The organism is Sphingomonas chungangi (assembly GCF_013778325.1).
Taxonomy (GTDB): Bacteria; Pseudomonadota; Alphaproteobacteria; order Sphingomonadales; family Sphingomonadaceae; genus Solisphingomonas; species Solisphingomonas chungangi.
In genome coordinates this window covers 22,004-45,583 of the sequence record NZ_JACEIB010000005.1, presented here as the reverse complement: position 1 = coordinate 45,583, position 23,580 = coordinate 22,004, and the positions used below count along the sequence as shown (strand labels likewise).

Sequence of the window (23,580 nt, the reverse complement as noted above, 5' to 3'; positions counted from 1 at the left end):
CATGTCCTCAGCTTGCCTCGGCAATCCGGTCGCGCAGCATGTTGCTGGCGCGGAAGGTGAGCACCCGGCGCGGCGCGATCGGCACCTCGATGCCGGTCTTGGGATTACGGCCGACGCGTTCGCCCTTGTCGCGCAGCACGAAGGTCCCGAAGCCCGAGATCTTGACGTTCTCGCCGTTCGACATCGCCTCGCACATCAGGTCGAGCACCTTTTCCACCATGCCGGCCGAATCGGCGCGCGAAAGCCCGATTTCGCGGTGCACGACGTCGCTCAGGTCTGCACGGGTCAAGGTCTGCAACTCGGCCAAGGCCACCCCCTCTGGTTCCATTGAGCCGCGGATCATAATACTGGTTGCGTCGCGCGCATAGATCGTTGCGGCGGCGTGTCGCGTATCAGACTCGGACGACCGCAGCACCCCAGGTGAATCCGCCGCCCATCGCCTCCAAGACCAGCAAGTCGCCGGGCTTCACCCGCCCGTCCTTGCGGGCGACGTCAAGCGCCAGAGGCACGGATGCGGCGGAGGTGTTGGCATGGCGGTCGACCGTCACCACCACCCGATCGGGCGAAAGGTTCAGTTTTTTGGCGGTTGCGTCGAGAATACGAGCATTGGCCTGATGCGGGATCAGCCAGTCGATGTCGGCCGATGTGAGGTTCACCGCTTCCAGAACTTCGGTCAGCACGCTGGCAAGGTTGACGACCGCGTGGCGGAATACCTCACGGCCCCTCATGCGCAGCTTGCCGACCGTCCGCGTCGTCGACGGGCCGCCATCGACGTAGAGCAGATCGTTGTGGCGCCCGTCGGCGTGCAGCTTCGCGGAAAGCACACCGCGCGCCTCGGCCGGGTTCTCCGGCCCGTCCTCGGCCTTGAGCACGACCGCGCCGGCACCGTCGCCGAACAGCACGCAAGTCGCGCGGTCCTCCCAGTCGAGGATGCGGCTGAACGTCTCCGCGCCGATCACCAGCGCATTCTTGGCGACACCAGCCCGGATCATGCTCTCGGCGACCGACAGCGCGTAGAGAAATCCCGAGCAGACCGCCTGGACGTCGAACGCCACGCAATCGTCGATGCCCAGCATCGCCTGCACCTTGGTGGCGGACGAGGGGAAGGTCTGGTCCGGCGTCGCGGTGGCCAGCACGATCAGGCCGATCTCGCTCGCCTCCATGCCGGCATCCGCCAGCGCTTTACGCGCGGCGTCGGCGGCAAGGCTGGCGGTGGTCTCGCCCTCGCCGGCGATATAGCGGCTGCGGATGCCGGTGCGCTCGACGATCCACTCGTCTGACGTATCGACCTGCTGCGCCAGCTCGGCATTGTCGACACGGCGGACGGGAAGGGCGGAGCCGGTGCCGGCGAAGACGGCGCGAAGGGTCATCAGGCAGCCGATCCTATCGAGGCAGCGGGCGGCGTCGAGGCGGCACGATAGTCGGCCATGTCCTCGGCGATCAGATGATTGAGATCGTCGCGCACCAGCTTGGCGGCGACGGCGATGGCGTTGGCCACGCCCTTTTCGTCGGCGCTGCCGTGACTCTTCACGACGATGCCGTTGAGCCCGAGGAAGACGGCGCCGTTATGGTTGTTCGGATCGAGATGGACGCGCAGCAGATGCATCGCCGGACGCGAGATCAGGAAGCCCAGCTTCGATCGGACGCTCGACGAGAAGGAGCGGCGCAGCAGGTCGGTGACGAAGCGCGCCGTGCCTTCAACGGCCTTCAGCGCGATATTACCCGAGAAGCCATCGGATACGACGACATCGACGGTGCCGCGATTGATCCGGTCCGCCTCGATGTTGCCGACGAACTCGAGCGGCAGCGATGGGTGGGCGCGCAGCTTGGCCACCGCTTCCTTGAGCTCGTCGGTGCCCTTGAGCTCCTCCGAGCCGATGTTTAGAAGGGCCGTCCGGGGCCGGTCGATATCCAGCGCGGTGCGCGCATAGGCGGCGCCCATCAGCGCGAACTGGACGAGGTTGTTGGCATCGCATTCGGTGTTGGCGCCGAGATCGAGCATCACGACATCGGTTTCGCCCAGCGTCGGCATGATCGCGGCAAGCGCGGGTCGGTCGATGCCGGGCAGGGTGCGTAACGCGAGCTTCGCCATCGCCATCAGCGCGCCGGTGTTGCCGGCCGAGACGGCGGCGCCGACCTCGCGCTCTTTCACCGCCTGGATGGCGAGGCCCATCGAGGTGGTCTTGGCGCGGCGGATCGCCTGGCTCGGCTTGTCGTCGCCGGTGATCGTGTCGGGCGCGTGCAGGATATCGCTGGCGGCAGCCAGCGCCTTGTGACGCGCAAGCTCCGCCCGGATCGCGGCCTCGTCGCCGACGATCAGGAAGCGGAGATCAGGGGAACGGGCAAGCGCCAGCGCGGCGCCCGCCAGCATCGTGGCCGCACCCCCGTCTCCTCCCATCGCGTCGATGGCGATCCGCGGCGCGTCCACTCTGGCTGTCCGTTGCGTGAGGCTCAGGCCTCGACCGAGACGATCTCGCGGCCGTTATAATGGCCGCAGGCGTTGCACAGATTGTGCGGGCGCTTGAGCTCGCCGCAGTTCGGGCACTCCTGGAACGACTCCACGGAGAGCGCGTCGTGGCTGCGACGCATGTTGCGCCGCGAGGGCGAGGTCTTTCGCTTGGGAACGGCCATACCGGCACCTAATCCTAGTGTTCAATGGGTGCGGGGCCGCATACCATCCGAATCGCCACGGCCGGGATCGGCCGCGGACCATCAGCGGCCGGCCTCGTCGCGAAGGGCGCCCTATAGCGGATTTCCGCGCTGTTGCAACCCGCCGCGTAGCGTGCGAGCCAGGGCCATCGTCACGCTATCTCTTGGGATTTTCGTCCATGCTTCCCGTCACGCTCGTCTTCGCCGGCGCCGCCGCGCTGATCAATCTCTGGCTCGCCTTCCGGATCGTCGCGATTCGCAACAAGGCGAAGGTGCTGCACGGCGACGGCGACAACCCGATGCTGTTGAGCCGGATGCGCGCACAGGCGAACTTCGTCGAATATGCGCCCTTCGTGCTGATCCTGATGGCGCTGGTGGAGCTCGCCGGCGGATCGAAATCCTGGCTGTGGGGGATCGGCGCGGTGTTCACGCTGGCGCGTCTCGTCCACATGCTGGGCATGGACGCGCAGAAGATGGGGGCGATGCGGGCGGTGGGCGCCTGCCTCACCTGGGCTGTGCTGCTGGCGCTGGCGGTGTGGGCGATCTGGATCGGATCGCACCCGCCGGCGCCCGTCCACTACCTCTGATCAGCCGAACCGCGAATCGGCGACGAAGGGGTTGGTCGCCCGTTCGTTGCCGAAGGTGGAGGTCGGGCCGTGGCCCGGCACGAAGGCCACGTCGTCGCCCATCGGCCAGAGCCGCTCGATGATCGAGGCGATCAGCGTGTCGTGATCGCCGAGCGGGAAATCGGTGCGGCCGATCGATCCGCGGAACAGCACGTCCCCGACGATCGCGAATCGCGAAGGTTCGTGGAAGAAGACGACGTGGCCGGGCGTATGCCCCGGCGTATGGCGAACCTTCAGCGTCAGCTCGCCGACCGTCACCTCGTCGCCGTCGTGCAGCCAGCGATCCGGCTCGAACGGCTCGCCCGTGAGCCCGAAGCTGGCGCGATCGTCGTTGAGCCGCGCGATCCAGTAGCGATCCTCCTCCTGCGGCCCCTCGATCGGCACGCCGAGCTCTCCCGCCAGAATGCCGGCCTGCCCGCAATGATCGATATGGCCGTGGGTGACGAGCAGCTTCTCGATCGTCACGCCGTGATGCGCGGCGGCGGCCTTCAACTTGTCGAGGTCACCACCCGGATCGACGAAAGCGCCGTGCATCGTCTTCGTGCACCACAGAAGCGTGCAGTTCTGCTGGAAGGGCGTAACCGGCACGACGGCGGCACGCAACGGGGGCAGGGGCTTGTCCATGCCATCCAGATGCGCATCGCGGCGTTGCCACGCAAGCGAAAGGCTTGCAGGAGGGGGCGATGCTCGATCGTTCCGCCCCCTTCGTGCTGCTGGACGACGCCCGCGCCGAGGGGGCGGCGATGGCGCGGCTCTATCGCGATCCGGTCGAGACGATCGCCTGCGACGATCCCGCGAAGCTCGCCAACTGCCTGGATGCGCTGCGTTATGCGCAGGCGCATGGCCTGCACGCGGCGGGGTGGATCGCCTACGATGCCGGCGCGCTCGGCGAGCCGGCGGCGGGGGAAGCAGGAATGCCCTTGCTCTGGTTCGGGCTGTTCGAACGCTACGAGGCGGTCGCGCCGGAACGGGTGCCGGCGCTGCTGCCCGATCCTGCCGGAGCATGGGCCGGGCCGCCCAAGCCCTCGATCGATCGCGCCGCTTATGCCGCCGCCTTCGATCGGGTGAAGGCCTATATCGCGGCGGGCGACATCTATCAGGCGAACCTCACCTTCCAGGCCGACGTGCCCGTCGCGGGGGATCCGCTGGCGCTCTACGCGCGCATCCGGGGCGCGGCCGCCGCCGGCTGGGGCGGGATCGTGCACGACGGCGCGCGCACCCTGCTGAGTTTCTCGCCCGAGATGTTCGTGCGGCTCGACGGCCGCCGGATCGAGGCGCGGCCGATGAAGGGCACCGCCGCGCGGAACAGCGATCCGGCGCTCCTCGCGCAAGACCACAAGCAGCGCGCCGAGAATCTGATGATCGTCGATCTGATCCGCAACGATCTCTCGCGCATCGCGACCCCGGGGAGCGTGGCGGTGCCCGAGCTGTTCGCGGTCGAAACCTATCCGACGATCCTGCAGATGACGTCGACCGTCACCGCCGACCTTGCGGAGGGCGCGGATGCCGTTTCGCTGCTCGAAGCAGCCTTTCCCTGCGGATCGATCACCGGCGCGCCGAAGCTGCGCGCAATGGAGATCGCCGCCGAGGTCGAGGCCGGAGCGCGGGGCCTCTACACCGGCACGATCGGGCGGCTGGATGCGGGCGGCGACGCAGCGTTCAACGTTGCGATCCGCACTTTGGTGGTGGAGGGCGAGTCCGCGACGCTGGGCTTGGGATCGGGCGTGGTGGCGGACAGCGAGGTCGATGCCGAATGGGCCGAATGTCTCGCCAAGGGCGGCTTCATCCCCGCCGCCTGCCCGCGCTTCGACCTGCAGGAGACGATGCCGTTCGATCCGCACGAGGGCTTCACCGATCTCGAACGCCACCTCACGCGGATGAAGCGATCGGCCGATGCACTGGGTTTCGCCTTCGATCGGCATGACGCGCGCAACGAGCTCCAGGCCGCGACCTTCCGCCTGCGCGATCCGGCGCGTATCCGGGTGCGGCTCTCGCCCACCGGCAAGATCGCGATCGAGGTGCGGCCCGCGCCCGACGAGATCGACGGGATCGTTGCGCCGATCGTGCCGTTGCCGGTCTCGCCGACGGACTTCCGCCTCCGTCACAAGACCAGCGAGCGTGGCTTCTACGATGTGGCGCGCGGCGATCATTTCGAGGTGGTGTTCTCGCGCGCCGATGGCCTGCTCACCGAGGGCAGCTTCACCAATCTGTTCGTCGAGCGCGACGGCAAGCTGCTGACCCCGCCAGCGTCTTGCGGCCTGCTCCCAGGCATCTTGCGGGAACGGTTGCTGGCGAACGGCGAGGCGATCGAGCACGACCTGACCGAGGCCGATCTGCGCGACGGATTCTTTCTCGGCAACGCGCTCCGGGGATTGATCGCTGCGCGGTTGCCCTGAGGGGCGACATCCGGCATAGGCGCGCCCGCCTGTTCCTCACGAACCCGGAAAGCATCGATCCCATGCGAACCACGTCGGAAGCGCTCGGCCGCATCCAGCCGTCCCCCACGCTCGCCATGACCAGCCGCGTGCTGGAGCTGAAGGCGCAGGGGCTGGACATTATCGGCCTGGCCGCCGGCGAGCCGGATTTCGACACGCCCGATTTCGTGAAAGACGCCGCGATCGAGGCGATCCGCGCCGGCAAGACCAAATATACCAACGTCGACGGCACCGCAGAGCTGAAGGCCGCCGTCGCCGCCAAGTTCAAGCGCGACAACGGCCTCGCCTATGCGGCCAACGAGATCAGCGTGAACGTCGGCGGCAAGCACACGCTGTTCAACGCGCTGGTCGCGACGATCGACGCGGGCGACGAGGTGATCATCCCGGCGCCTTACTGGGTGAGTTATCCGGATATTGTCGCCTATGCGGGCGGCACGCCGGTGATCGTCTCGGCGGGCGCCAACCAGCAATACAAGATCCTGCCCGAGCAGCTGGAGCAGGCGATCACGCCGAAGACCCGCTGGGTGATCCTGAACTCGCCGTCCAACCCGACGGGCGCCGCTTACTCGGCCGCTGAGCTCAAGGCGTTGGGCGAGGTGCTGGAGCGCCACCCGCAGGTGATGGTGCTCACCGACGACATGTACGAGCACATCCTCTACGACGACTTCCAGTTCGCCACGATCGCTGAGGTTTGCCCGTCGCTCTACGAGCGCACGCTGACGGTGAACGGCACGTCCAAGGCCTATGCGATGACCGGCTGGCGGATAGGCTTCGCCGGCGGCCCGGCGTGGCTGATCAAGGCGATGGCGAAGCTGCAGTCGCAGTCGACCTCCAACCCCTGCTCGATCGCGCAGGCGGCGGCGACCGCGGCGCTCAACGGCGACCAGAGCTTCCTCAAGGAGCGCTCGGCCGCCTTCCAGCGCCGTCGCGATCTGGTGGTGAAGGGGCTGAACGCGGTGCCGGGCATCCACTGCCCGACGCCCGAGGGCGCCTTCTACGTCTATCCGGATGTCTCCGGCCTGATCGGCAAGACCACCCCGAAGGGGGTGAAGATCGCGGACGACGAGGCGCTGGTCGGCTACCTGCTGACCGAGGCGAAGGTCGCCCCGGTGCAGGGCGCGGCCTTCGGTCTCTCGCCGGCTTTCCGGATCAGCTACGCGACATCGGATGCGATCCTGACCGAGGCCTGCAACCGCATCGCCGAGGCGTGCGCGGCGTTACGCTGACGCAACATGTAACCCGGGGAGGGGGAGCGAACGTATCTCAGGCATGACCCAACGGAGTCGTGCTATCATGAAGACGCTTCCCCTACTCGCCGTCGCCGCGCTCGGCGCAGGCGCGCTCTGGACGATCGCCCCGTCGCTTGCCGCCGAAACGGTGGTCAACGCCCCGCGCCCCGCCCTCATCGAACCCGCTTCCGGCCATCGCGAGACCGCGGTCTTCGCGGGCGGCTGCTTCTGGGGGGTGCAGGGCGTCTTTTCGCACGTGAAGGGCGTGGTCAGCGCCACCTCCGGCTATACCGGAGGCAAGGGATCGACCGCGCAATATGAGGATGTCTCCACCGGCACGACGGGCCATGCCGAATCGGTGAAGGTCGTCTTCGATCCGGCCCGGGTGAACTATGCCGATCTGCTGCGCATCTATTTCTCGGTGGTCGCCGATCCGACCCGGCTGAACGCGCAGGGCCCCGATCATGGCCCGCAATATCGCTCGGCTCTCTTCCCGCAATCGCCGGCGCAGGCGAAGGTGGCCGAGGCCTATATCGCGCAGCTTTCCGCCGCCCACGTTTATCCGCGCCCGATCGTGACGCGGATCGAGACCGCGCAGGGCTTCTTCCCGGCGGAAAGCTACCATCAGGACTTCATGTCGAAGAATCCGGACTATCCGTATATCGTGATCAACGATCGTCCCAAAGTCGAGGCGCTGAAGCGGTTGTTCCCTACGAGCTGGAAGGCCTAGGCCGCCAGCGGGAACCTGAGCAGCCGGTCGGCGAGCGGCACCAGCGCCTGCGCGGCGCGGTTGCCGAGCGCCTTGCGGATCACCGGATCGCCCGCATCCATTCCGCCGGTCAGCGCGCCGAAGGCGGGGAGGATCAGCTTGGTCGCGGTCGCCACGAAGCAGCGCCGAGCGACGTGGCGGCCCTTGAGCGTCAGGCGCAGCTTGGGGTGATAGTGACCGGAAAGCTCGGGCCGCATCTCGCGCGGGTCCGCCTCGTGGCGGAGCAGCAACCCGTCCACCTCGGCCTCGCCCAGCACGCGGCCGCCACAATGATCCGCGAGCCTGCGCGCGCCGACATCGTGGTTGCCAGCGATCCAGGTCCAGCGCGCCTCGCTCGTCAGCCGGCGCAGCAGATCACGCGTTTCATTGGCGAGCCGCTCACAGCCTTCGGCATCGTGGAAGCTGTCGCCGAGGCACCAGACCTCTTCGGCGCTCGTCTGCGCTACCAGCTCGGCCAGTTCCTCCAGCGTCGCATCCGAATCATAGGGCGGCAGCATCTGCCCTGAGCGCGCGTAGAAGCTCGCTTTCTCCAGATGCAGATCGGCGACCAGCAGCGCCCGACGCCGCTCCCAGAAGAGTGCGCCAGGTGCCAGCGCGACGAACTCCGTGCCTGCGAACGAAAAGGGAACCATGGGCCATCGCATAGCAGGCCGGAGAGCGCGTGCAAGCGGCTTGCGGCAGGTGCCTTGCTCGCCTAGCACGGTGGCTGGGGAGCAAACGGGGAGACTGTTGCGATGCAGACGGAAGCCGGCCCGGGTTGGATGCAGTATGTCCTTCCCGTCGCCTTCATCGCGATCGTGATGGCGCTGCGCTGGCGGCGGATGAGCCGTGCGCGGCCACTCAAGATCGAGACCTTGTGGATCGTGCCGGTGATCTATCTGGTCATCGTCGGCCTGGTGTTCGCCGAGGCGCCCCCTTCGCCGATGGGCTGGGCATGGTCGGCGCTGGCGCTTGCGGTGGGCCTCGCCGCCGGCTGGTATCGCGGGCGGACGATGCGGATCACCGTCGATCCCGAGACGCATACGCTGAACCAGAAGGCCTCGCCCGCGGCCTTCCTGTTCCTGATCGTGCTGGTCGTGGCGCGCGCGGCCGCGCGGCAGGAACTGGGTGGCGGCAACCCGACCAGTCCCGCAGCCCTGCTCGCCACCGACATCGGCATGGCGTTCGCGCTTGGCCTGTTCGCGGCGACCCGGCTGGAAATGGCGCTGCGCGCGAAGCGCCTGCTGCGCGAGAGTCTCGCGAGCACGTTCCGCTAGGCGATCAGCCCGCCGGGGTCGCGCCCAGCGAATCGATCACTGCGCCGACAACGTCGGGCGAAGCGCTGACCAGATCCTTGCTGACATGGGCGATATGTTCGCCGGTGACGGCGCTGTTGCCGTAGATGAAGCCATAGACCGGGTAGCGGGTGGTGCCGAGGCCCTGATTGTCGCGCCACCAGACACGCACCTCGCTCCAGTCGTTATTCTGGCTGACGTCGACCAGCGTCACGTCGCGCTCAATCTGGCCGCGCACGCCGCCGATGCGCGACCAGTTTGCGTGGCTCACCATCAGGATGCGGCTGGAGACGATCTTGCTGACGACGGCGACATGGCCGAGCTTCATCACGCCATGCGGGCGGAAGACGAGCACCGCGCCGACCTGCGGGCGGGCGCCTTCCTGATAATGATCGGCCGCCTGATCCCACCAGGTCCAGGCGTCGCCGAAGATCTGGATGCCGGACATCTGGCGGGCATAGGGCACGCATTCGAGTCCCGTACCGATGCGGCCGTCATAACTGTCCTGTGCCATGGCGGGCGAAGCGCACAGCGCCGCGACACCCGCGAGAGCCCTAAGCCAAAACCCCTTCACGCGCACATCCCTGGTCGTGTTGCTCCCCCGACCAAGGGCAAGTCCTACCGGGAATCGTGAACGAGTGGGTTAAGCGACATGGTTAATATCAGAGTCGCCACACATCGCCTCGGCGACCAGTGCCTCCGCCTCGATCAGCAATGCGTCGTCGACCGTTCCGGCGGCGACACGCTCTCGCCCGATCAGCACCAGCACCGGCACGGCGAGCGGCGAGACGCGCTCCAGATCGACATGCTCGATTCGCTCGGCGGCGGTGTCGAGCAGGCGGCCGAGCCGGCCGACGTCGGTCATCCGTGCCTTGGCGTCCGCCCATGCGGCCTGCAAAAGCAGGTGCTCGGGCTCGTAGCGACGCAGCACGTCGTAGATCAGGTCGGTCGAGAAGGTGACCTGGCGGCCGGTCTTGCGCTTGCCGGGGTGCTGGCGCTCGACGAGGCCGCCGATCACCGCTACCTCGCGGAAGGCGCGCTTCAGCAGCGCCGATTCCTGCACCCAGTCGACGAATTCATGCTCCAGGATGTCGGGCGAGAAGAGCGGCCGGGGATCGGTGACGGGCTTTAACGAATAGGTCGCGATGGCATAGTCGCTGGAAACGAATCCTATCGGCTGGAGGCCCGCCGTCTCCATCCGCCGCGTCACCAGCATGCCGAGCGACTGGTGCGCGTTCCAGCCCTCGAAGCTATAGACGACCATGTAGTGCCGCCCCTCGCGCGGGAAGGTTTCGATCAGCAGCTTGTCGGGCGCGGGGAGGACGGAGCGGCGCTGCTGCATCTCCAGCCATTCGCGCACGTCGGGCGGGAAGCGGGGCCATTCTTCCGGCTCGTGGAGGAAGTGGCGGACGCGGTCTGCGAGGTTGGTGGAGATCGGCATCCGCGCGCCGCCATAGGTTGGGATGCGCGCGGGCTTCGACGTGGCGCGGACGTACAGGTCCTCGCCCTTCACGCCCTCCACTTCGAGGCTGAGGCCTGAGAAGAAGAAGGTGTCACCCGGCGCGAGGCTGGCGGCGAATCCTTCCTCCACCTTGCCGAGCGAGCGGCCGTTGCGGAAGCGGACGGTCAGCATCGCGGCTTCCACGATGATGCCGGCGTTGAGGCGGTATTGCGTGATGAAGCGCGGGTGAGAGACACGCCACAGGCCGTCCGCGTCCAGCGTCAGGCGCTTGTACTGGTCGTAGGCGCGCAGGGCATAGCCGCCGGTGGCGACGAAGCTCAGCACGCGATCGAACATGTCCTCGGGCAGCGTGGCATAGGGTGCCGCCTCGCGCACCTCCGCCAGCATGTCGGCCTGCGCGAACGGCTCCGCGGCGGCGCAGGCCATCAGGTGCTGGGCGAGCACGTCGAGCGCGCCGGGGCGGAAGACGTCCGGATCGCGCTCGCCCGCCTCCACCGCATCGACGGCGGCGCGCGCCTCCAGATATTCGAAGCGGTTGCCCGGCACGATCAGCGCCTTGCTCGGCTCGTCGAGCCGGTGGTTGGCGCGGCCGATCCGCTGGAGCAGGCGCGACGATCCCTTGGGCGCGCCCATCTGGATGACGAGATCGACGTCGCCCCAGTCGACCCCGAGATCGAGGCTGGCGGTGGCTACCAGCGCGCGCAGCTTCCCTGCCGCCATCGCCGCCTCCACCTTTCTCCGCGCCTCGATGTCGAGGCTGCCGTGGTGGATGCCGATGGGGAGGTGCCTGTCGTTCACCGCCCAGAGATCCTGGAAGATCAGCTCGGCGAGGCTGCGGGTGTTGCAGAAGATGATCGAGATCTTGTGCACCTCGATCTGGCGCATCACCTGTTCGGCAGCGTAGCGGCCCGAATGGCCGGACCAGGGGATGCGCTCCTGCGGCAGCATGATCGCGATGTCCGGCTCGGCGCCGGGATCGCCTTCGACCAAGATCACCGAATCGAGGTCGCCGTCGCCCGACAACCAGCCGCGATAGAGGTCGGGATCGGCGACGGTGGCGGAAAGCGCGACGCGGCGCAGGGCGGGCGCCAGCCGCTGGAGCCGGGCCAGGCACAGCGCCAGCAGGTCGCCGCGCTTCGAGGGCGCGAAGGCGTGCACCTCGTCGATCACGATCGTCTTCAGGTTCGCGAAGAGTTGCGCGGCGTCCGGGTAGGAGAGCAGCAGGCTGAGCGATTCGGGCGTCGTCAGCAGCATCTGCGGCGGCTTCACCCGCTGGCGCGCCTTGCGATCGGAGGGCGTGTCGCCGGTGCGCGTCTCGACGCGGATGGGAAGGTCCATCTCCTCGATCGGCCCCAGCAGGTTGCGCTGGATGTCCACCGCCAGCGCCTTGAGCGGCGAGACATAGAGGGTGTGGAGACCGTCGGTCGGCTGCTCGATCAGCTCGACAAGGCTCGGCAGGAAGCCCGCCAGCGTCTTGCCCGCGCCTGTTGGGGCGACGAGCAGCGCGCTCTTTCCCGCCCGCGCGGCGTCGAGCATCGCCAGCTGGTGCCGACGGGGGCGCCAGCCGCGCGTTTCGAACCAGTGCGCGAGAATCGGGGGGAGGTCGGACATTCGCTTGCGAATATCGGGGCTTGTCCTCCGCTTCGCCAGCCCTCGCCACGAATGCAGGCTCGGGCTAGAAGGGGGCTCCCTCAGGAGAGCAAGCGATGGCCAAGGGTCAGGTGAAGAGCAACAAGGAAACCCGCAAGCCCAAGAAGGAGAAAGAGAAGAAGGTGATCGCCGCCAATCCTTCGACCAAGGGCAAGGTGATCGCGGAGTAGGCGCATGGCCGAGGGTTTCGTCCGCCACAAGCAGCCCTGGACCACCGACGAGGTCCAGAAGCTCCACCGCCTCGCCGCTAAGGGCATGGCACTTAAGGCGATCGGCAAGGCGCTCACCCGCAGCGAGGAATCGGTGCAGGCGCGCGCCAGGCAGGACGGCCTGAAGATCGCGAAATTGCGGTAACGCTCAATTCCTCCCCGAGCCTGTTCGGGGAGGGCGACCACGCAAAGCGTGGTGGAGGGGAAATGCGCCGCGCCAGCCCCTCCACCACCGCCTGCGGCGGCGGTCCCCCTCCCCAAGAGAAGCTTGGGGAGGAACTTAAGTGCCCGCCATCCATCTCACCTTGATGTCCCGTATCGGCGCCTGGATCGAACCGCACCCGCAGGGGATCTACGTGCCCGCAGCCGATGCGTGGATCGATCCCTCGCAGCCGGTGCCGCGCGCGCTCGTCACCCACGGGCATGCCGATCATGCGCGCGGCGGCCACGGCGCGGTGCTGGCGACGCCCGAGACGCTGGCGATCATGGAGACGCGCTACGGCCCGCAATCCGGGCAGAGCGTGGCCTATGGCGAGACGGTCAGCCTCGGCGACGTCACCGCCCGCTTCGTCCCGGCCGGGCATGTGCTGGGCTCGGCGCAGATCGTGCTGGAGCACAAAGGCGAGCGCATCGTCGTCTCGGGCGACTACAAGCGCCGCTCCGATCCCACCTGCGCCCCCTTCGAGCCGGTGCCGTGCGACATCTTCGTCACCGAGGCGACCTTCGGCCTTCCCGTCTTTCGCCACCCCGATACCGGTGCCGAGGTCGACCGGCTGCTTGAGGCGCTCCACGCCAATCCCGATCGGTGCGTGCTGGTCGGCGCCTATGCGCTCGGCAAGGCGCAGCGGCTGATCGCGGAGCTTCGCCTGCGCGGCCACGACGACCCGATCTACATCCATGGCGCGATGGAGCGGCTGTGCACGCTCTATCAGGAACTGGGGGTCGATCTCGGCGAGCTCGTCTCCGCCACCGCCGTTTCGAAGGAGCAGCTGCGCGGCAGGATCGTGATGTGCCCGCCCGGCGCCATCAACGACCGCTGGTCGCGCCGCCTGCCCGATCCGATCACTGCCATGGCGTCGGGCTGGATGCGGGTTCGTCAGCGCGCGCGGCAACGCAACGTCGAGCTGCCGCTAGTCGTCTCCGACCATGCCGACTGGGACGAGTTGACCGCGACCGTGAAGGAGCTCGCACCGCAGGAATTATGGGTCACGCACGGGCGCGAGGAGGCGCTCGTCCACTGGTGCATGACCCGCCAGATCAAGGCGCGCGCGCTGGCTTTGGTCGGCTACGAGGACGAGGATGATTGAGGCCGGGCACGGGCCAGCCGCCCGATGAGGCTCGCCGCCAGCATCGCCTCGATCGGATAGACCAGCCAGCAATAGCGGATCACCGGCTGGAACGGCACATAGACGAGGATCGGCACGGCGACAAAGGGCAGCACGTAGAGGAACCGCCAGTGTCTCCGCGCCAGCGCCACGATCAGCCCCAGCAGCCCCAGCACGGCCACCGCCCGCGCCAGGATCGAGCGGACGATCGGCAGATTCTTGCCGTGGCTCGTCATAAACATCCAGGTGCCCGGAAAGACCATCTGGCCGAGATGGCGGCGGCAGAGGGTCAGGAAGTCGCCCGGATGGGCAGCGATCCATGCCCTCGTCTGCGCGCCCAGCAGTTTGGCATAGGCCACCTCGCCGCCGGCAGCGACCAGTGCGCGCTGCGCCGGCGGATGGATATAGGGCTGGATCGCCGTCAGCCGCGCGAGGAAGGTCTTGTCGCGATCGGTGCTGGTGACGGCGGCGGGGTGGTTGGCGACCGCCAGCTCCATGCCGAGATTGTCGCGCAGCGGGATGAAGGCGCCCATAGCCCGCCAGTTCCGCAGCGTCCAAGGACCGATCATCAGCGCCAGCACCAGCACGGTCGCCGCCGCCGCCTTGGCGATCGCGGCGGGCGTGCGGCGGTTGCGCCAGAGGTAGAGCGCCCAGCCGGCATAGGCGCACAGGCCCAACGGCGGGTTGATGAAGAAGGTGAGCGCCGGCAGCAGCGCCAGCCAGAGGCCGAGGCGGCGGGGCGGGGCACCCGTTTCCGCGCGCACCACCATCCAGAGCAGCAGGTTGGCGCAGAGCAGGCCGAGCCCGCCTTCCCATACTCGCCATTCGAAGGCTTCGTTGGTGGTGTAGATCGGCGCCACCAACAGGACGCAGAGCGCACCGAGCGCCGCCGAGCGCGGTGTGCCGAGTCGCCGCGCAATCGCATAGACCAGCGCGTAATTGCCGAAGGTCAGCCCAATCGACCAGGCGCACAGGATCGTCTCCGACAGCGGGGTGAGATCGCCGAACAGCCGATAGACCAGTCCGGCGATGGCCGGCGCGATCGGCAGCAGGTGCGCGGTCGGGCCCTGTCCCGCCCAGAAGGCATCGGAGAAGCCGCGCCCGTGCGCCAGCGCCATGGCAACGTTGGTGGCCTCGCCCGTCGCCCACATCGTCCGGCGCGCCATCGCCCAGCCGATGCGCTCCGCCAGACCGATGGCGAGCGCGAGCAGGAGGACGATGCGGGCTGCCAGCGGCCAGGAAGCGAGGCGCCGGAACAGGTCGGGCATGGTGGGACGGTCGCGGTTCAGGCCGAATCTGTCAACCGTCGTTCGATCCGGCGATCGGGGATGAGCCATATGCATGCGATCACGACGTACACGGCGATCGCCAGCCTTGGCGCGAAGAAGGCGGCGATCGTGGCGACCGTGTAGCCGGCGAGCGACAGCCGCCCCTTCCAGTCCGGCCCAAGCGCACGGGCGAGATGCGAATCAGGGCCGCCGTTGACGCGAATGATCTCGCGCTGGAGCCAGAGATAGGAGGCGCCGGAAAGGCCGAGGACGAAGCCATAGGCGGCCACAGGAAGGGCAACGAAACCCGCTTCGTCGATCCAGCGGATCACGAAGGGGACGAGGCTCAACCAGAACAGCAGGAACAGGTTGGCCCATAGCGACCGGCCGTCGATGTGATCGGCCGTCTGCAGCAGATGGTGGTGGTTGTTCCAATAGAGGCCGACATTGATGTAGCTCAGCACGTAGGCGGCGAGGATCGGCGCGGCGCCGAGCAGGCCCTTGAGATCGGCGCTTTCCGGCACCTTCAGCTCCAGCACCATGATGGTGATGATGATCGCGACCACGCCATCGGTGAAGGCGGTCATCCGTTCGGTCTTCACGTGCTCCCCCGGCTGCGACAATTCGTCCAAGCGACAATCCTGCGCCACCATGCTAGGACGTGCGCATGGACACAAGATCGGCACAGCGGGATACGAAGCACGCGATCCTGCTCGGGCTCGCGGGGCGCTGCCCGCATTGCGGCAAGGGCCGGCTGTTCGACGGCGGGCTTAGGTCCGCCAGGGAATGTTCGGTCTGCCAGGAGGATCTGACGCCGCAACGCGCCGACGATTTCCCGGCCTATCTGGTGATTCTGGTGCTCGGCCATCTGCTGGTGCCGATCGTGGTGTTGGTCAACATGGCATGGGACCTGCCGCTCTGGTCTCAGATGGTCGGCTGGTGCGTGCTGGCCGTGCTAATCGCGGTGCTGATGATCCGCCCCGCCAAAGGCGCGGTGATCGGCGCGCAATGGGCGCTCCGGATGGGCGGGTTCGCCAAGCAATAACCCTCTCCCACCCGGCGGCGGGAGAGGGTTCGGGGTTAGTGGCCGGCGGCCAGCACCGGCTCCACGCCGCTCTTGGCGAGCTGGTCGTTGATCTGGCCCATCAGCCGCTCCAGCCCGGCCTCGTCCTTGGCCTCGGCGCGGGCGACCAGCACATCCTGCGTGTTGGACGCGCGGAGCAGCCACCAGCCGTCCGGCGTGTTCACGCGCGCGCCGTCGGTGCGGTTGACGTCGGCGCCATCCGCCGCGAGCCGATCCAGCACCTCGTCCACCACCTTGAACTTGCGGTCTTCGGAGGACTGAAAGCGCATCTCTGGCGTGTTGATCATCGCCGGCATCGCCGACTTGATCGTGGTCAGCGAGCCGCCCATTACCCGCACCGCGCGGATCAGCCGGATCGCCGCATAGAGCGCGTCGTCGAAGCCGTAATAGTCATGCGCGAAGAAGACATGCCCGCTCATCTCGCCGGCGAGCGGGGAGTTGGTCTCCTTCATCTTGGTCTTGATCAACGAGTGGCCGGTCTTCCACATCAGCGGCGTGCCGCCCAGTTCGGCAATGCGATCGTAGAGCGCCTGGCTCGCTTTCACGTCGGCGATGATCGTCGCGCCGGGAAGCTCGCGCAGCACCGGCTCGGCGAGGATGGCGAGCAGCTGGTCGCCCCACACCACCCGGCCTTCGCCGTCCACCGCGCCGATACGGTCTCCGTCTCCGTCGAAGGCGATACCGAAATCCAGTCCCTTCTCCTTCACCAGCGCCTTCAGGTCGGCGAGATTCTTCTCCTCGGTGGGATCGGGATGGTGGTTGGGGAAGGTGCCGTCCACCTCGGTGTAGAGCGTGTGATGCTCGCCGGGCAGCAGCTTGACGAGGCGATCGACGATCGGGCCGGCCGCGCCGTTGCCCGCATCCCAACCGATCCTGAACGCGCCGCCGGCATAACCCGCCATCAGCCGCGCGACATAATCCTCCATGATCTCGTAGTTGGAGATCGAGCCGCTGCCCTCTTCCCAGTCACCCTCCTCGGCGAGCTTGCCGAGATTCTGGATGTCGGCGCCGAAGAAAGGCTTGTGCTGCAGCACCATCTTGAAGCCGTTGTAATCGCCAGGATTGTGACTGCCGGTGATCTGGATGCCGCCGTCCACCTCCAGCGTCGCCTCGGCATAATAGAGCATCGGCGTGGGGCCGAGGCCGATGCGGACGACATCGACGCCCGATTTGGTGAGGCCGTCGACCAGCGCCGCCTCCAGCAAGGGCGAATGGGTACGCCCGTCATAGCCGACCGCCACCCGCGTGCCGCCCGCGCGGCGCACGCGAGTACCGAAACCGCGCCCGATCGCGGTGGCATCCGCCGGACCCAGCGCCTTCCCGACGATGCCCCGGATGTCATACTCGCGAAGCGACGTCGGATCGAAACGATGGGTCATGTGGCGGGTCTCCCTGGAGGTGTGGCGATCAGACTCTTAGCGACGATTCTGGTTCAATTCCGCGACAAGAATGTCGCGCGCCGCATTGACGCGACGGGCCAGCGCATCCGATCCGCCGGCATCGGGGTGGACGCGGCCGATCAGGCGACGATGCGCGGCGCGGATCTCCTCCTCGCCGGCGCGCGTCGAGACGCCGAGCAGATCGCGCGCCTCGGCGCTTGTCAGCACCGCCTGTTTGCGACGCTGCCCCAGCCACCAGATCGCGGCAATGACGGCGAGCGCGACGAGGAACTTCACGGGCCGCCGCTCAAGCCGAAGCGGCGACAGGAACCGCCGGGCGGTTGAAGAGATCGGGCGGCTCGGGGAGCTGCAGGCCGGACACCATCTCGCGCAGTTCCTGCCGCGCGGCGACGTGGCTCAGGCCCACCTCCTTGATCGCGCCGAGATCGAGCAGGGTCAGCCCCTTGGGGAAGAGCTCGCGATAGATCACGCGCTCGCCGAGGCCCGGGATCACGCGGAAGCCGACGCGCCTGGAAAGCTCGTCCACCGCCTGCCCCACGCGGCGCATGTTCTTCGCCTCGAGGTGCTGGAGGCGGTTGCGCAGAACCACCCAGTCGACCGTGCCGCCATCGGTCTTGGCGCGCACCTTGCGCGCATCCCACACGATCTCGGCGTAGAAGCTCGGGCGCTTGATCCGGTAGGTATCGGGATCGACCTGGCCGATCAGGTCCAGATCGATGAAGCTGTCGTTGATCGGCGTCACCAGCGTGTCCGCGCGCGTCACCGCCTTCATCGCATAGGCGTCGTCGCGGCCGGGCGTGTCGACGATGACGAATTCGGCATCCTCGGACAGCGCATCGATGCGGCCGAGGATGTTGGCGTCCTTCTCCGGATCGAACACCTCGAAGCGCGGCGTGGCGAGCTCGGCGCCCTCGCGCCGCGCGGTGGCGGTGCGGTTCTCCAGATAGCGGACGAAGGTGCGCTGGCGGGTGTCAAGGTCGATCGCGGCGACCCGGCGGCCTTGGGCAGCGAGCGCCACGGCGACGTGCACGGCGGTGGTCGATTTGCCGGTGCCGCCCTTTTCATTGGCGAAAACGATCAGATGCGCGCGTTGTGTCATAAGTCTCGAATTTGTCCCCACTCGGCTACCGGCGGCCCTTGATTTGACCCCGATGCCGCCGCACAGAGCCTGCCCCAGCCATATCGGAGGGCCGTCGCCCGTGCAAATCATCCGTGAACTCAGCGTCCTTCGGGATGCCGTTCGGGAGTATCGGAGCGAAGGCAAGCGAATCGCCCTGGTGCCGACGATGGGCGCGCTCCACGCCGGTCATCTCGCGCTCGTCGAGGAGGGGCTACGCCGCGCGGACGTGGTGGTGACCTCTATCTTCGTGAACCCCAGGCAGTTCGCGCCGAATGAGGATCTCGATCGATATCCGCGCCGCGAGCGCGCCGATGCCCAGCTGCTGGAAAAGGCGAACGCCACGATCCTGTGGGCGCCGACGATAGAGGAGATGTATCCGGACGGCTTCGCCACCAATGTCTCGGTTTCGGGCGTGTCCGAGGTGCTCGACGGCGCCGCGCGGCCCGGCCATTTCGATGGGGTCGCCACGGTGGTGCTCAAGCTGTTCAACCAGGTGAAGCCGGATGTCGCGCTGTTCGGCGAGAAGGACTGGCAGCAGTTGGCCGTCGTCCGGCGCATGGCGACCGATCTCGATCTGGAACTGGACATCGTCGGCGTGCCGACGGTGCGGGACGATCAGGGCCTCGCCCTCTCTTCGCGCAACGCCTATCTGACCGAGGATGAACTGGCCAAGGCGCGCATCCTGCCGCGCTCGCTGGGCGAGGCGGCAGCGGCGATCGGCAAGGGCGAACCGGTGGCGGGTGCGCTGACGGCCGCCGTGGCGCGGCTGTCGGAAGCGGGTTTCGATCCGATCGACTATGTCTCGCTGCGTGATGCCGAGACGCTGGCACCGATCGAGGCGCTGGGTGAACGGCCGGCACGGCTGCTCGCGGCCGCGCGGATGGGTAATGCGCGGTTGATCGACAATCTGCCGGTCACAGTATCGGTAAGTCCCAGCAAGTAACGCGGCCGTTTCGACTATCGTCTAGAGCGCGCTAATTTCGGCGTTAACCATTTGTTTGCTGTGAGCCGCCAAAACCAGCTGCGTGGAAAAGGATCAACGCAGATGGCAAGCAGTTTCAAATCCGCCGCCTTCCTGATCGAGAGCCGCCTCGCCGAGGCCGCGTTCGATCCCGAGACATTGTTCGAACTGGGCATCGCCTATTCGACCGGCAGCCGCGGGGTCGAGATCGACCTGATCGAGGCGCACAAATGGTTCAACCTCGCCTGCGCGGCGGGTTCGATCGAAGCGCAGGAGATGCGCGCCGAGATCGCCGACGAGATGACCGCGCGCGAAATCGTCGAGGCCCAGAAGATGGCCCGCGCCTGGCTTGCCACGCACCAGCGCCGCGCCGCCTGAGGCGTCACCCTTCCTTTCGGAAGGGCGCCATTTCGTCGAGCAGCTCGATCTGTTCCTCCATCGCGCGCCGCTCGCGCACGATGAAATCCTCCACCGCCCGCCGGAATCCGGCATGCGGGATGTAATGCGCTGACCAGGTCGGTACCGGCCGGTAGCCGCGCGCGAGCTTGTGCTCGCCCTGGGCGCCCGCCTCCACGCGGCTCAGCCCGTGCGTGATCGCGGCATCGATCGCCTGATAGTAGCAGAGCTCGAAATGGAGGAAGGGTATCTCTTCCGTGCAGCCCCAGTAGCGCCCGTAGAGCGTGTCGCCGCCGATCAGATTGAGCGCGCCCGCTACCGGCTGTCCGTGGCGATAGGCGAGCATCAGCAGCGCCCGATCGCCCATCCGTTCGCCCAGCATCGTGAAGAACGGGCGGGTGAGATAGGGCTGGCCCCATTTGCGGCTGCCGGTGTCCTGGTAGAAGGCCCAGAAGGCATCCCATTCGGCTTCGCCGATCTCGGTGCCGGTCAGGTGGCGGATCTCGACTTCGGCCTGCGCCGCCTCGCGCTCCTTGCGGATCGCCTTGCGCTTGCGGGATGAAAGCGCCGCGAGAAAATCGCCGAAATCGCGGTAGCCCTCATTGTGCCAGTGGAACTGGCTCCCCGTGCGGATCATCCACCCCGCCGCCTCGAAAAACGGCTTCTGCTCCTCGGTGATGAAGGTGGCATGTGCGGAGGAAAGGTCGTGCTCGCCGACCATCGCCTCGGCCGCCGCGATCAAGGCGGGCGCGGCGGCGGGATCGCGCAGCAGCAGGCGCGGACCGGGGACGGGCGTGAAGGGCACCGCGATCTGGAGCTTGGGATAATAATCTCCGCCGGCGCGCTGCCACGCATCGGCCCAGGCGTGGTCGAAGACATATTCGCCTTGGCTGTGGCTCTTGGCGTAGGCCGGGAGGATGCCGTCGGGCTTGCCGTCGTCCCCGTCGACGATGATCGGCACCGGCTGCCAGCCGGCGCGCGAGACGGCGCTGCCCGAATCCTCCAGCGCCGAGAGGAAGGCGTGGCTGAGGAAGGGATTGTCGGGGCCGGCACAGGCGTCCCAGTCCGCCGCCGCGATCGATCCGATGCTGGGCGCGACGCGCGCGAAGATCTCGCTCATGCCGTGCGGGGCCGTTCGAAGATCGGCCGATCGGCATGCGCCGCCACCGTCGCACGATCGGCCTCGCTGCGTACCGTCCAGCTCAAGACCGGCAGTCCCTTCTTCCGAAGAGCGCCGGGCAGGGACGAAGGGAGGAAGCGCACGTCATAGCCCAGGAAATCGGGTCTTGCCCGCCGGACCGCAAGGCGCCGCGTGATCGCGTCGCGAATCGCGCGGGCTCGGCTCTCGCGATGCTCGGTCATCACCAGCCCGCGCACGATCTTCGGCGCGTGGCTAAGAAACCAGCGGCCGACCTCTGGGTTGAAGCCCATCACCGCCACCGGCCCGCGATAGCCCTCCAGCACACGGCGCACCGCAAGGCAGAGCGGCGCGGTCTGCGCCAGCGTATCGGTCTTGATCTCGATCAGCAGCGGCACGCGCCCCGCGATCAGGCCGGTGAACTGGGCGAGCGTCGGCACCCGTTCCTCGCCGCCGCCGAGGCGGAGCGCCTGGATATCGTGCGTCGTCATGTTGGCAATGCGGCCGGCGCGGCCGGTCAGCCGCTCGGTATCGGCATCGTGGAAGACCATGACGGTGCCGTCACGCGACAGGCGGACGTCGCATTCGATGCCGAAGCCGCCCTGCACCGCCGCGCGCGCGGCGGCGAGGCTGTTTTCCGGCACCGGGCCGCCCCACAGACCGCGATGCGCGATGTCGTGGGAATGTAGAAAGCCGACGCGGGCCGGATCCGGCGGCGCGACGAGCCTCCGGTCAAGCGCCGCGAAGGGCGACGATCGCATCCACTTCCACCGAGACGTCGAGCGGCAGGGCGGCGACACCCACGGCCGAGCGGGCATGCTTGCCGGCCTCGCCGAAGATCGCGACCATCAGTTCGGACGCGCCGTTGACCACCTTGGGCTGATCGACAAAATCCGGCCCCGAGGCGACGAAGCCGCCGAGCTTGACGATCCGCTCGACCCGATCGAGCGATCCGCCCAGTGCGGCCTTCATCTGCGCCACCAGCATCAGGCCGCAGCGCTTCGCGGCCTCCTGACCCTTGGCGATATCGTCGACCGTATCGAGCCGGCCGGTGATCAACTCGCCGGTCTCGGTGAAGGGGATCTGTCCGGAGATATGGAGCAGCCCGCCCGCCTCGACCGCCGGCACATAGGCCGCGACCGGGGCCGCCGCTTTCGGGAGAGTGAGGCCCAGCTCGGCCAGCTTCGCGTCGATATCCATGGGCCGAGCGCTAGGCCTCGTTCACGGATTCGGTCAAGGGCGCAGGCTGCCCCGCCGCGAAGCGTGCGAGGATCCAGTCCGCCGCCTCCGCCCAGTCGTCGATGCGGGCATGGGCATCGGCCGCCTTGGGCCGGTGCTGTGCCACCAGCGGCTCCGCGACCATGTGCAGCCGCCAGACCTGCGGCGCCGCCTTCGCGACCGAATGATGCTGGTAGGAGAGATCGTCCACGAACAGCGCCACCGGCGGCTTATGGGCTTCGAGGATGGCGTTGAGCGCCTCGCCCTTGCCGCCCTGGTTCGTATAGACCTCATGCCCGATGCCGTGGCGGGCGAGTTGGTCGATCCGCGGCTGGCGGCGGTGATCAGGCAGGTTGGTCAGCACCACGATATCGGCGTGCGCGGTGATCCGGTCGAGCGCCTCGATCACGCCCTTCACCGGGGTCTGCCGCTCCATCTCGGTGTCGAAGAAGCCGTCGACGAAGGGCCACACCTCTTCCATCGCCACCTTCTCGCCGGTTTCCTTGCGGACCAGCGCGTCGCCCCAATTCTCATGTTCGACGGCGAAATCGATGCCGTGCGCTTCGGCCAGCCAGTCACGGAAGTGCGCGACCATGTGGAGCAGCACCTCGTCGCAGTCGGTGATCAGCAGGGGACGGGTCATGCTTCGAGATTCCTGTGGGCAATGACGAGGGCTTCGGGCGTCACGTCCAGCGCATCGGCGCAGGCGAGCAGGTCCGGCTCGTGTGATTCGAGGAAGGTGAGGACGGCGGCGAGCAGGCCCGGATCGGTCGCGCGGGCGCGGAGTTCATCCGAATCGAGCCCGGTCAGCGCCAGCAGCCGCTCGGCGCGCGGCTGGTCGGAGAGCGTCCAGGCCAGCGCGGAGAGCGCCAGCGTCGCGCTGTCGGGATTGTTTGTGTCGGCCGCGCGCATCGCCTATCTCTCTGCATTCTCTCGGGGAGGATTGCCGCTTTGCCGGGCAAGGTGCTCGTTGTCGAGGACAACGAACTCAATCTGAAGCTGTTCTGCGACCTGCTCGAGGTCCACGACTACGAGCCGACACCGGTGCGCGACGGGCTGGAGGCGATCGAGGCCGCACGCGCGGTGATGCCTGACCTGATCATCATGGACATCCAGCTGCCGCACATCAGCGGGCTGGAGCTGATCGCGGCGCTGAAGGCGGACGAGGAACTGGCCGCGATCCCGATCCTGGCGGTGACAGCCTACGCCTCGCCCGCCGACGAGGAGAAGGCGCGGGCGGCGGGGGCGGCGTCCTATGTGTCCAAGCCGATCTCGCTGATGCGCTTCATCGAGGCGGTGGAGGGGCTGGCACCCTCGCCATAAACCCATCCGTTCGCCCTGTGCTTGTCGAAGGGCTGCCCTTCTCT

The 23,580-nt window shown here is 67.6% G+C and carries 29 protein-coding genes; 11 read left to right on the top strand and 18 right to left on the bottom strand.

Features of this window, described 5'->3' with window-relative positions; translation table 11 throughout:
* Positions 1–7: 7 nt before the first annotated feature.
* The 4 genes from HZF05_RS07965 to rpmF form a co-directional block, all read right to left on the bottom strand.
* The gene (locus tag HZF05_RS07965) at positions 8–307 is read right to left on the bottom strand and encodes an integration host factor subunit alpha (protein WP_246331796.1); all 300 of its coding nucleotides are present in this window, start codon (positions 305–307) and stop codon (positions 8–10) included.
* A gap of 85 nt (positions 308–392) precedes the next feature.
* Positions 393–1,370, bottom strand: a complete 978-nt coding sequence (locus tag HZF05_RS07960) for a beta-ketoacyl-ACP synthase III (RefSeq protein WP_160366259.1) — start codon at positions 1,368–1,370, stop codon at positions 393–395.
* Positions 1,370–2,428, bottom strand: coding sequence for a phosphate acyltransferase PlsX (gene plsX / locus HZF05_RS07955; RefSeq protein ID WP_343046852.1), 1,059 nt, complete (start codon positions 2,426–2,428; stop codon positions 1,370–1,372). Before plsX ends, HZF05_RS07960 begins: the two co-directional genes overlap by 1 nt.
* Positions 2,429–2,451: 23 nt before the next feature.
* Positions 2,452–2,631: a 50S ribosomal protein L32 gene (gene rpmF, locus HZF05_RS07950; RefSeq protein ID WP_015459093.1), complete on the bottom strand. Its 180-nt coding sequence runs from the start codon at positions 2,629–2,631 to the stop codon at positions 2,452–2,454.
* A gap of 197 nt (positions 2,632–2,828) precedes the next feature.
* Here rpmF and HZF05_RS07945 point away from each other — a divergent pair, with 197 nt between their 5' ends.
* A complete protein-coding gene (locus tag HZF05_RS07945) occupies positions 2,829–3,236 on the top strand; it encodes an MAPEG family protein (protein ID WP_160366258.1) in 408 nt (135 codons plus the stop codon).
* Here the strand turns inward: HZF05_RS07945 and HZF05_RS07940 are convergent, their stop codons facing one another.
* The gene (locus HZF05_RS07940) at positions 3,237–3,899 is read right to left on the bottom strand and encodes an MBL fold metallo-hydrolase (RefSeq protein ID WP_160366257.1); all 663 of its coding nucleotides are present in this window, start codon (positions 3,897–3,899) and stop codon (positions 3,237–3,239) included.
* 59 nt (positions 3,900–3,958) lie between these two features.
* Here HZF05_RS07940 and pabB point away from each other — a divergent pair, with 59 nt between their 5' ends.
* The 3 genes from pabB to msrA all read left to right on the top strand — a co-directional run bounded on the left by pabB (position 3,959) and on the right by msrA (position 7,669).
* Entirely contained in the window at positions 3,959–5,671 is a 1,713-nt protein-coding gene (gene pabB, locus HZF05_RS07935; protein WP_160366256.1) for an aminodeoxychorismate synthase component I, read from the top strand.
* A 62-nt stretch (positions 5,672–5,733) separates the two neighbouring features.
* Positions 5,734–6,936, top strand: coding sequence for a pyridoxal phosphate-dependent aminotransferase (locus HZF05_RS07930; RefSeq protein ID WP_160366255.1), 1,203 nt, complete (start codon positions 5,734–5,736; stop codon positions 6,934–6,936).
* Between the two features lie 67 nt (positions 6,937–7,003).
* Positions 7,004–7,669: a peptide-methionine (S)-S-oxide reductase MsrA gene (gene msrA, locus HZF05_RS07925; RefSeq protein WP_220129765.1), complete on the top strand. Its 666-nt coding sequence runs from the start codon at positions 7,004–7,006 to the stop codon at positions 7,667–7,669.
* Here msrA and pdeM read toward each other — a convergent pair.
* Positions 7,666–8,340 carry a ligase-associated DNA damage response endonuclease PdeM gene (pdeM, locus tag HZF05_RS07920; protein WP_160366253.1) on the bottom strand — a complete coding sequence of 225 codons (675 nt, stop codon included), beginning with the start codon at positions 8,338–8,340 and terminating at the stop codon, positions 7,666–7,668. The genes msrA and pdeM overlap by 4 nt on opposite strands.
* Before the next feature lie 102 nt (positions 8,341–8,442).
* Between pdeM and HZF05_RS07915 the strand changes: the two genes are divergently transcribed.
* Positions 8,443–8,964: a CcdC protein domain-containing protein gene (locus tag HZF05_RS07915; protein WP_160366252.1), complete on the top strand. Its 522-nt coding sequence runs from the start codon at positions 8,443–8,445 to the stop codon at positions 8,962–8,964.
* 4 nt (positions 8,965–8,968) lie between these two features.
* Here the strand turns inward: HZF05_RS07915 and HZF05_RS07910 are convergent, their stop codons facing one another.
* Both HZF05_RS07910 and HZF05_RS07905 read right to left on the bottom strand, forming a co-directional pair.
* Positions 8,969–9,556 (bottom strand): CHAP domain-containing protein, encoded by a 588-nt coding sequence (locus HZF05_RS07910; RefSeq protein WP_343046851.1) that lies wholly within the window; start codon positions 9,554–9,556, stop codon positions 8,969–8,971.
* A 69-nt stretch (positions 9,557–9,625) separates the two neighbouring features.
* The gene (locus HZF05_RS07905; RefSeq protein WP_160366251.1) at positions 9,626–12,055 is read right to left on the bottom strand and encodes a ligase-associated DNA damage response DEXH box helicase; all 2,430 of its coding nucleotides are present in this window, start codon (positions 12,053–12,055) and stop codon (positions 9,626–9,628) included.
* A 213-nt stretch (positions 12,056–12,268) separates the two neighbouring features.
* Here HZF05_RS07905 and HZF05_RS07900 point away from each other — a divergent pair, with 213 nt between their 5' ends.
* Together HZF05_RS07900 and HZF05_RS07895 are read left to right on the top strand one after the other, a co-directional pair.
* Positions 12,269–12,448 carry a hypothetical protein gene (locus HZF05_RS07900; RefSeq protein WP_160366250.1) on the top strand — a complete coding sequence of 60 codons (180 nt, stop codon included), beginning with the start codon at positions 12,269–12,271 and terminating at the stop codon, positions 12,446–12,448.
* A 163-nt stretch (positions 12,449–12,611) separates the two neighbouring features.
* Complete coding sequence (locus HZF05_RS07895) at positions 12,612–13,610, top strand: ligase-associated DNA damage response exonuclease (protein ID WP_160366288.1); 999 nt, start codon at positions 12,612–12,614, stop codon at positions 13,608–13,610.
* Here the strand turns inward: HZF05_RS07895 and HZF05_RS07890 are convergent.
* Both HZF05_RS07890 and HZF05_RS07885 read right to left on the bottom strand, forming a co-directional pair.
* Positions 13,589–14,896, bottom strand: a complete 1,308-nt coding sequence (locus tag HZF05_RS07890) for a hypothetical protein (protein ID WP_160366249.1) — start codon at positions 14,894–14,896, stop codon at positions 13,589–13,591. The genes HZF05_RS07895 and HZF05_RS07890 overlap by 22 nt on opposite strands.
* A gap of 17 nt (positions 14,897–14,913) precedes the next feature.
* A complete protein-coding gene (locus HZF05_RS07885) occupies positions 14,914–15,528 on the bottom strand; it encodes a TMEM175 family protein (RefSeq protein WP_246331782.1) in 615 nt (204 codons plus the stop codon).
* 35 nt (positions 15,529–15,563) lie between these two features.
* On the opposite strand from HZF05_RS07885, the gene HZF05_RS07880 reads away from it, so the two are divergent.
* Positions 15,564–15,941, top strand: a complete 378-nt coding sequence (locus HZF05_RS07880; protein ID WP_160366248.1) for a DUF983 domain-containing protein — start codon at positions 15,564–15,566, stop codon at positions 15,939–15,941.
* A 35-nt stretch (positions 15,942–15,976) separates the two neighbouring features.
* On the opposite strand, the gene pgmG is transcribed toward HZF05_RS07880, so the two are convergent.
* From pgmG to HZF05_RS07865, 3 genes are read right to left on the bottom strand one after another with little or no spacing between them, the layout of a single operon-like run.
* Entirely contained in the window at positions 15,977–17,359 is a 1,383-nt protein-coding gene (gene pgmG / locus HZF05_RS07875) for a phosphoglucomutase/phosphomannomutase PgmG (protein ID WP_160366247.1), read from the bottom strand.
* A gap of 36 nt (positions 17,360–17,395) precedes the next feature.
* Entirely contained in the window at positions 17,396–17,656 is a 261-nt protein-coding gene (locus HZF05_RS07870; protein WP_160366246.1) for a DnaJ domain-containing protein, read from the bottom strand.
* Between the two features lie 10 nt (positions 17,657–17,666).
* Positions 17,667–18,479 (bottom strand): division plane positioning ATPase MipZ, encoded by an 813-nt coding sequence (locus HZF05_RS07865; RefSeq protein WP_160366245.1) that lies wholly within the window; start codon positions 18,477–18,479, stop codon positions 17,667–17,669.
* Positions 18,480–18,579: 100 nt separating this feature from the next.
* Between HZF05_RS07865 and panC the strand changes: the two genes are divergently transcribed.
* Positions 18,580–19,443, top strand: coding sequence for a pantoate--beta-alanine ligase (gene panC / locus HZF05_RS07860; protein WP_160366244.1), 864 nt, complete (start codon positions 18,580–18,582; stop codon positions 19,441–19,443).
* Between the two features lie 102 nt (positions 19,444–19,545).
* A complete protein-coding gene (locus HZF05_RS07855; protein ID WP_160366243.1) occupies positions 19,546–19,839 on the top strand; it encodes an SEL1-like repeat protein in 294 nt (97 codons plus the stop codon).
* A 4-nt stretch (positions 19,840–19,843) separates the two neighbouring features.
* Here HZF05_RS07855 and HZF05_RS07850 read toward each other — a convergent pair whose 3' ends face one another.
* Genes HZF05_RS07850 through HZF05_RS07830 form a run of 5 tightly spaced genes read right to left on the bottom strand, consistent with a single transcriptional unit; the run spans position 19,844 to position 23,125 of the window.
* Positions 19,844–20,977, bottom strand: a complete 1,134-nt coding sequence (locus tag HZF05_RS07850; RefSeq protein ID WP_160366242.1) for a GNAT family N-acetyltransferase — start codon at positions 20,975–20,977, stop codon at positions 19,844–19,846.
* A complete protein-coding gene (locus HZF05_RS07845; RefSeq protein ID WP_160366241.1) occupies positions 20,974–21,756 on the bottom strand; it encodes a glycerophosphodiester phosphodiesterase family protein in 783 nt (260 codons plus the stop codon). Before HZF05_RS07845 ends, HZF05_RS07850 begins: the two co-directional genes overlap by 4 nt.
* Positions 21,728–22,195, bottom strand: a complete 468-nt coding sequence (locus HZF05_RS07840; protein WP_160366240.1) for a RidA family protein — start codon at positions 22,193–22,195, stop codon at positions 21,728–21,730. Before HZF05_RS07840 ends, HZF05_RS07845 begins: the two co-directional genes overlap by 29 nt.
* A gap of 10 nt (positions 22,196–22,205) precedes the next feature.
* Positions 22,206–22,856, bottom strand: a complete 651-nt coding sequence (locus HZF05_RS07835; protein WP_160366239.1) for an HAD family hydrolase — start codon at positions 22,854–22,856, stop codon at positions 22,206–22,208.
* Positions 22,853–23,125, bottom strand: coding sequence for a DUF3572 domain-containing protein (locus HZF05_RS07830; protein WP_160366238.1), 273 nt, complete (start codon positions 23,123–23,125; stop codon positions 22,853–22,855). The genes HZF05_RS07835 and HZF05_RS07830 overlap by 4 nt, the downstream gene beginning before the upstream one ends.
* 39 nt (positions 23,126–23,164) lie before the next feature.
* Here HZF05_RS07830 and HZF05_RS07825 point away from each other — a divergent pair, with 39 nt between their 5' ends.
* Positions 23,165–23,536, top strand: coding sequence for a response regulator (locus HZF05_RS07825; RefSeq protein WP_160366237.1), 372 nt, complete (start codon positions 23,165–23,167; stop codon positions 23,534–23,536).
* Positions 23,537–23,580 lie beyond the last annotated feature (44 nt).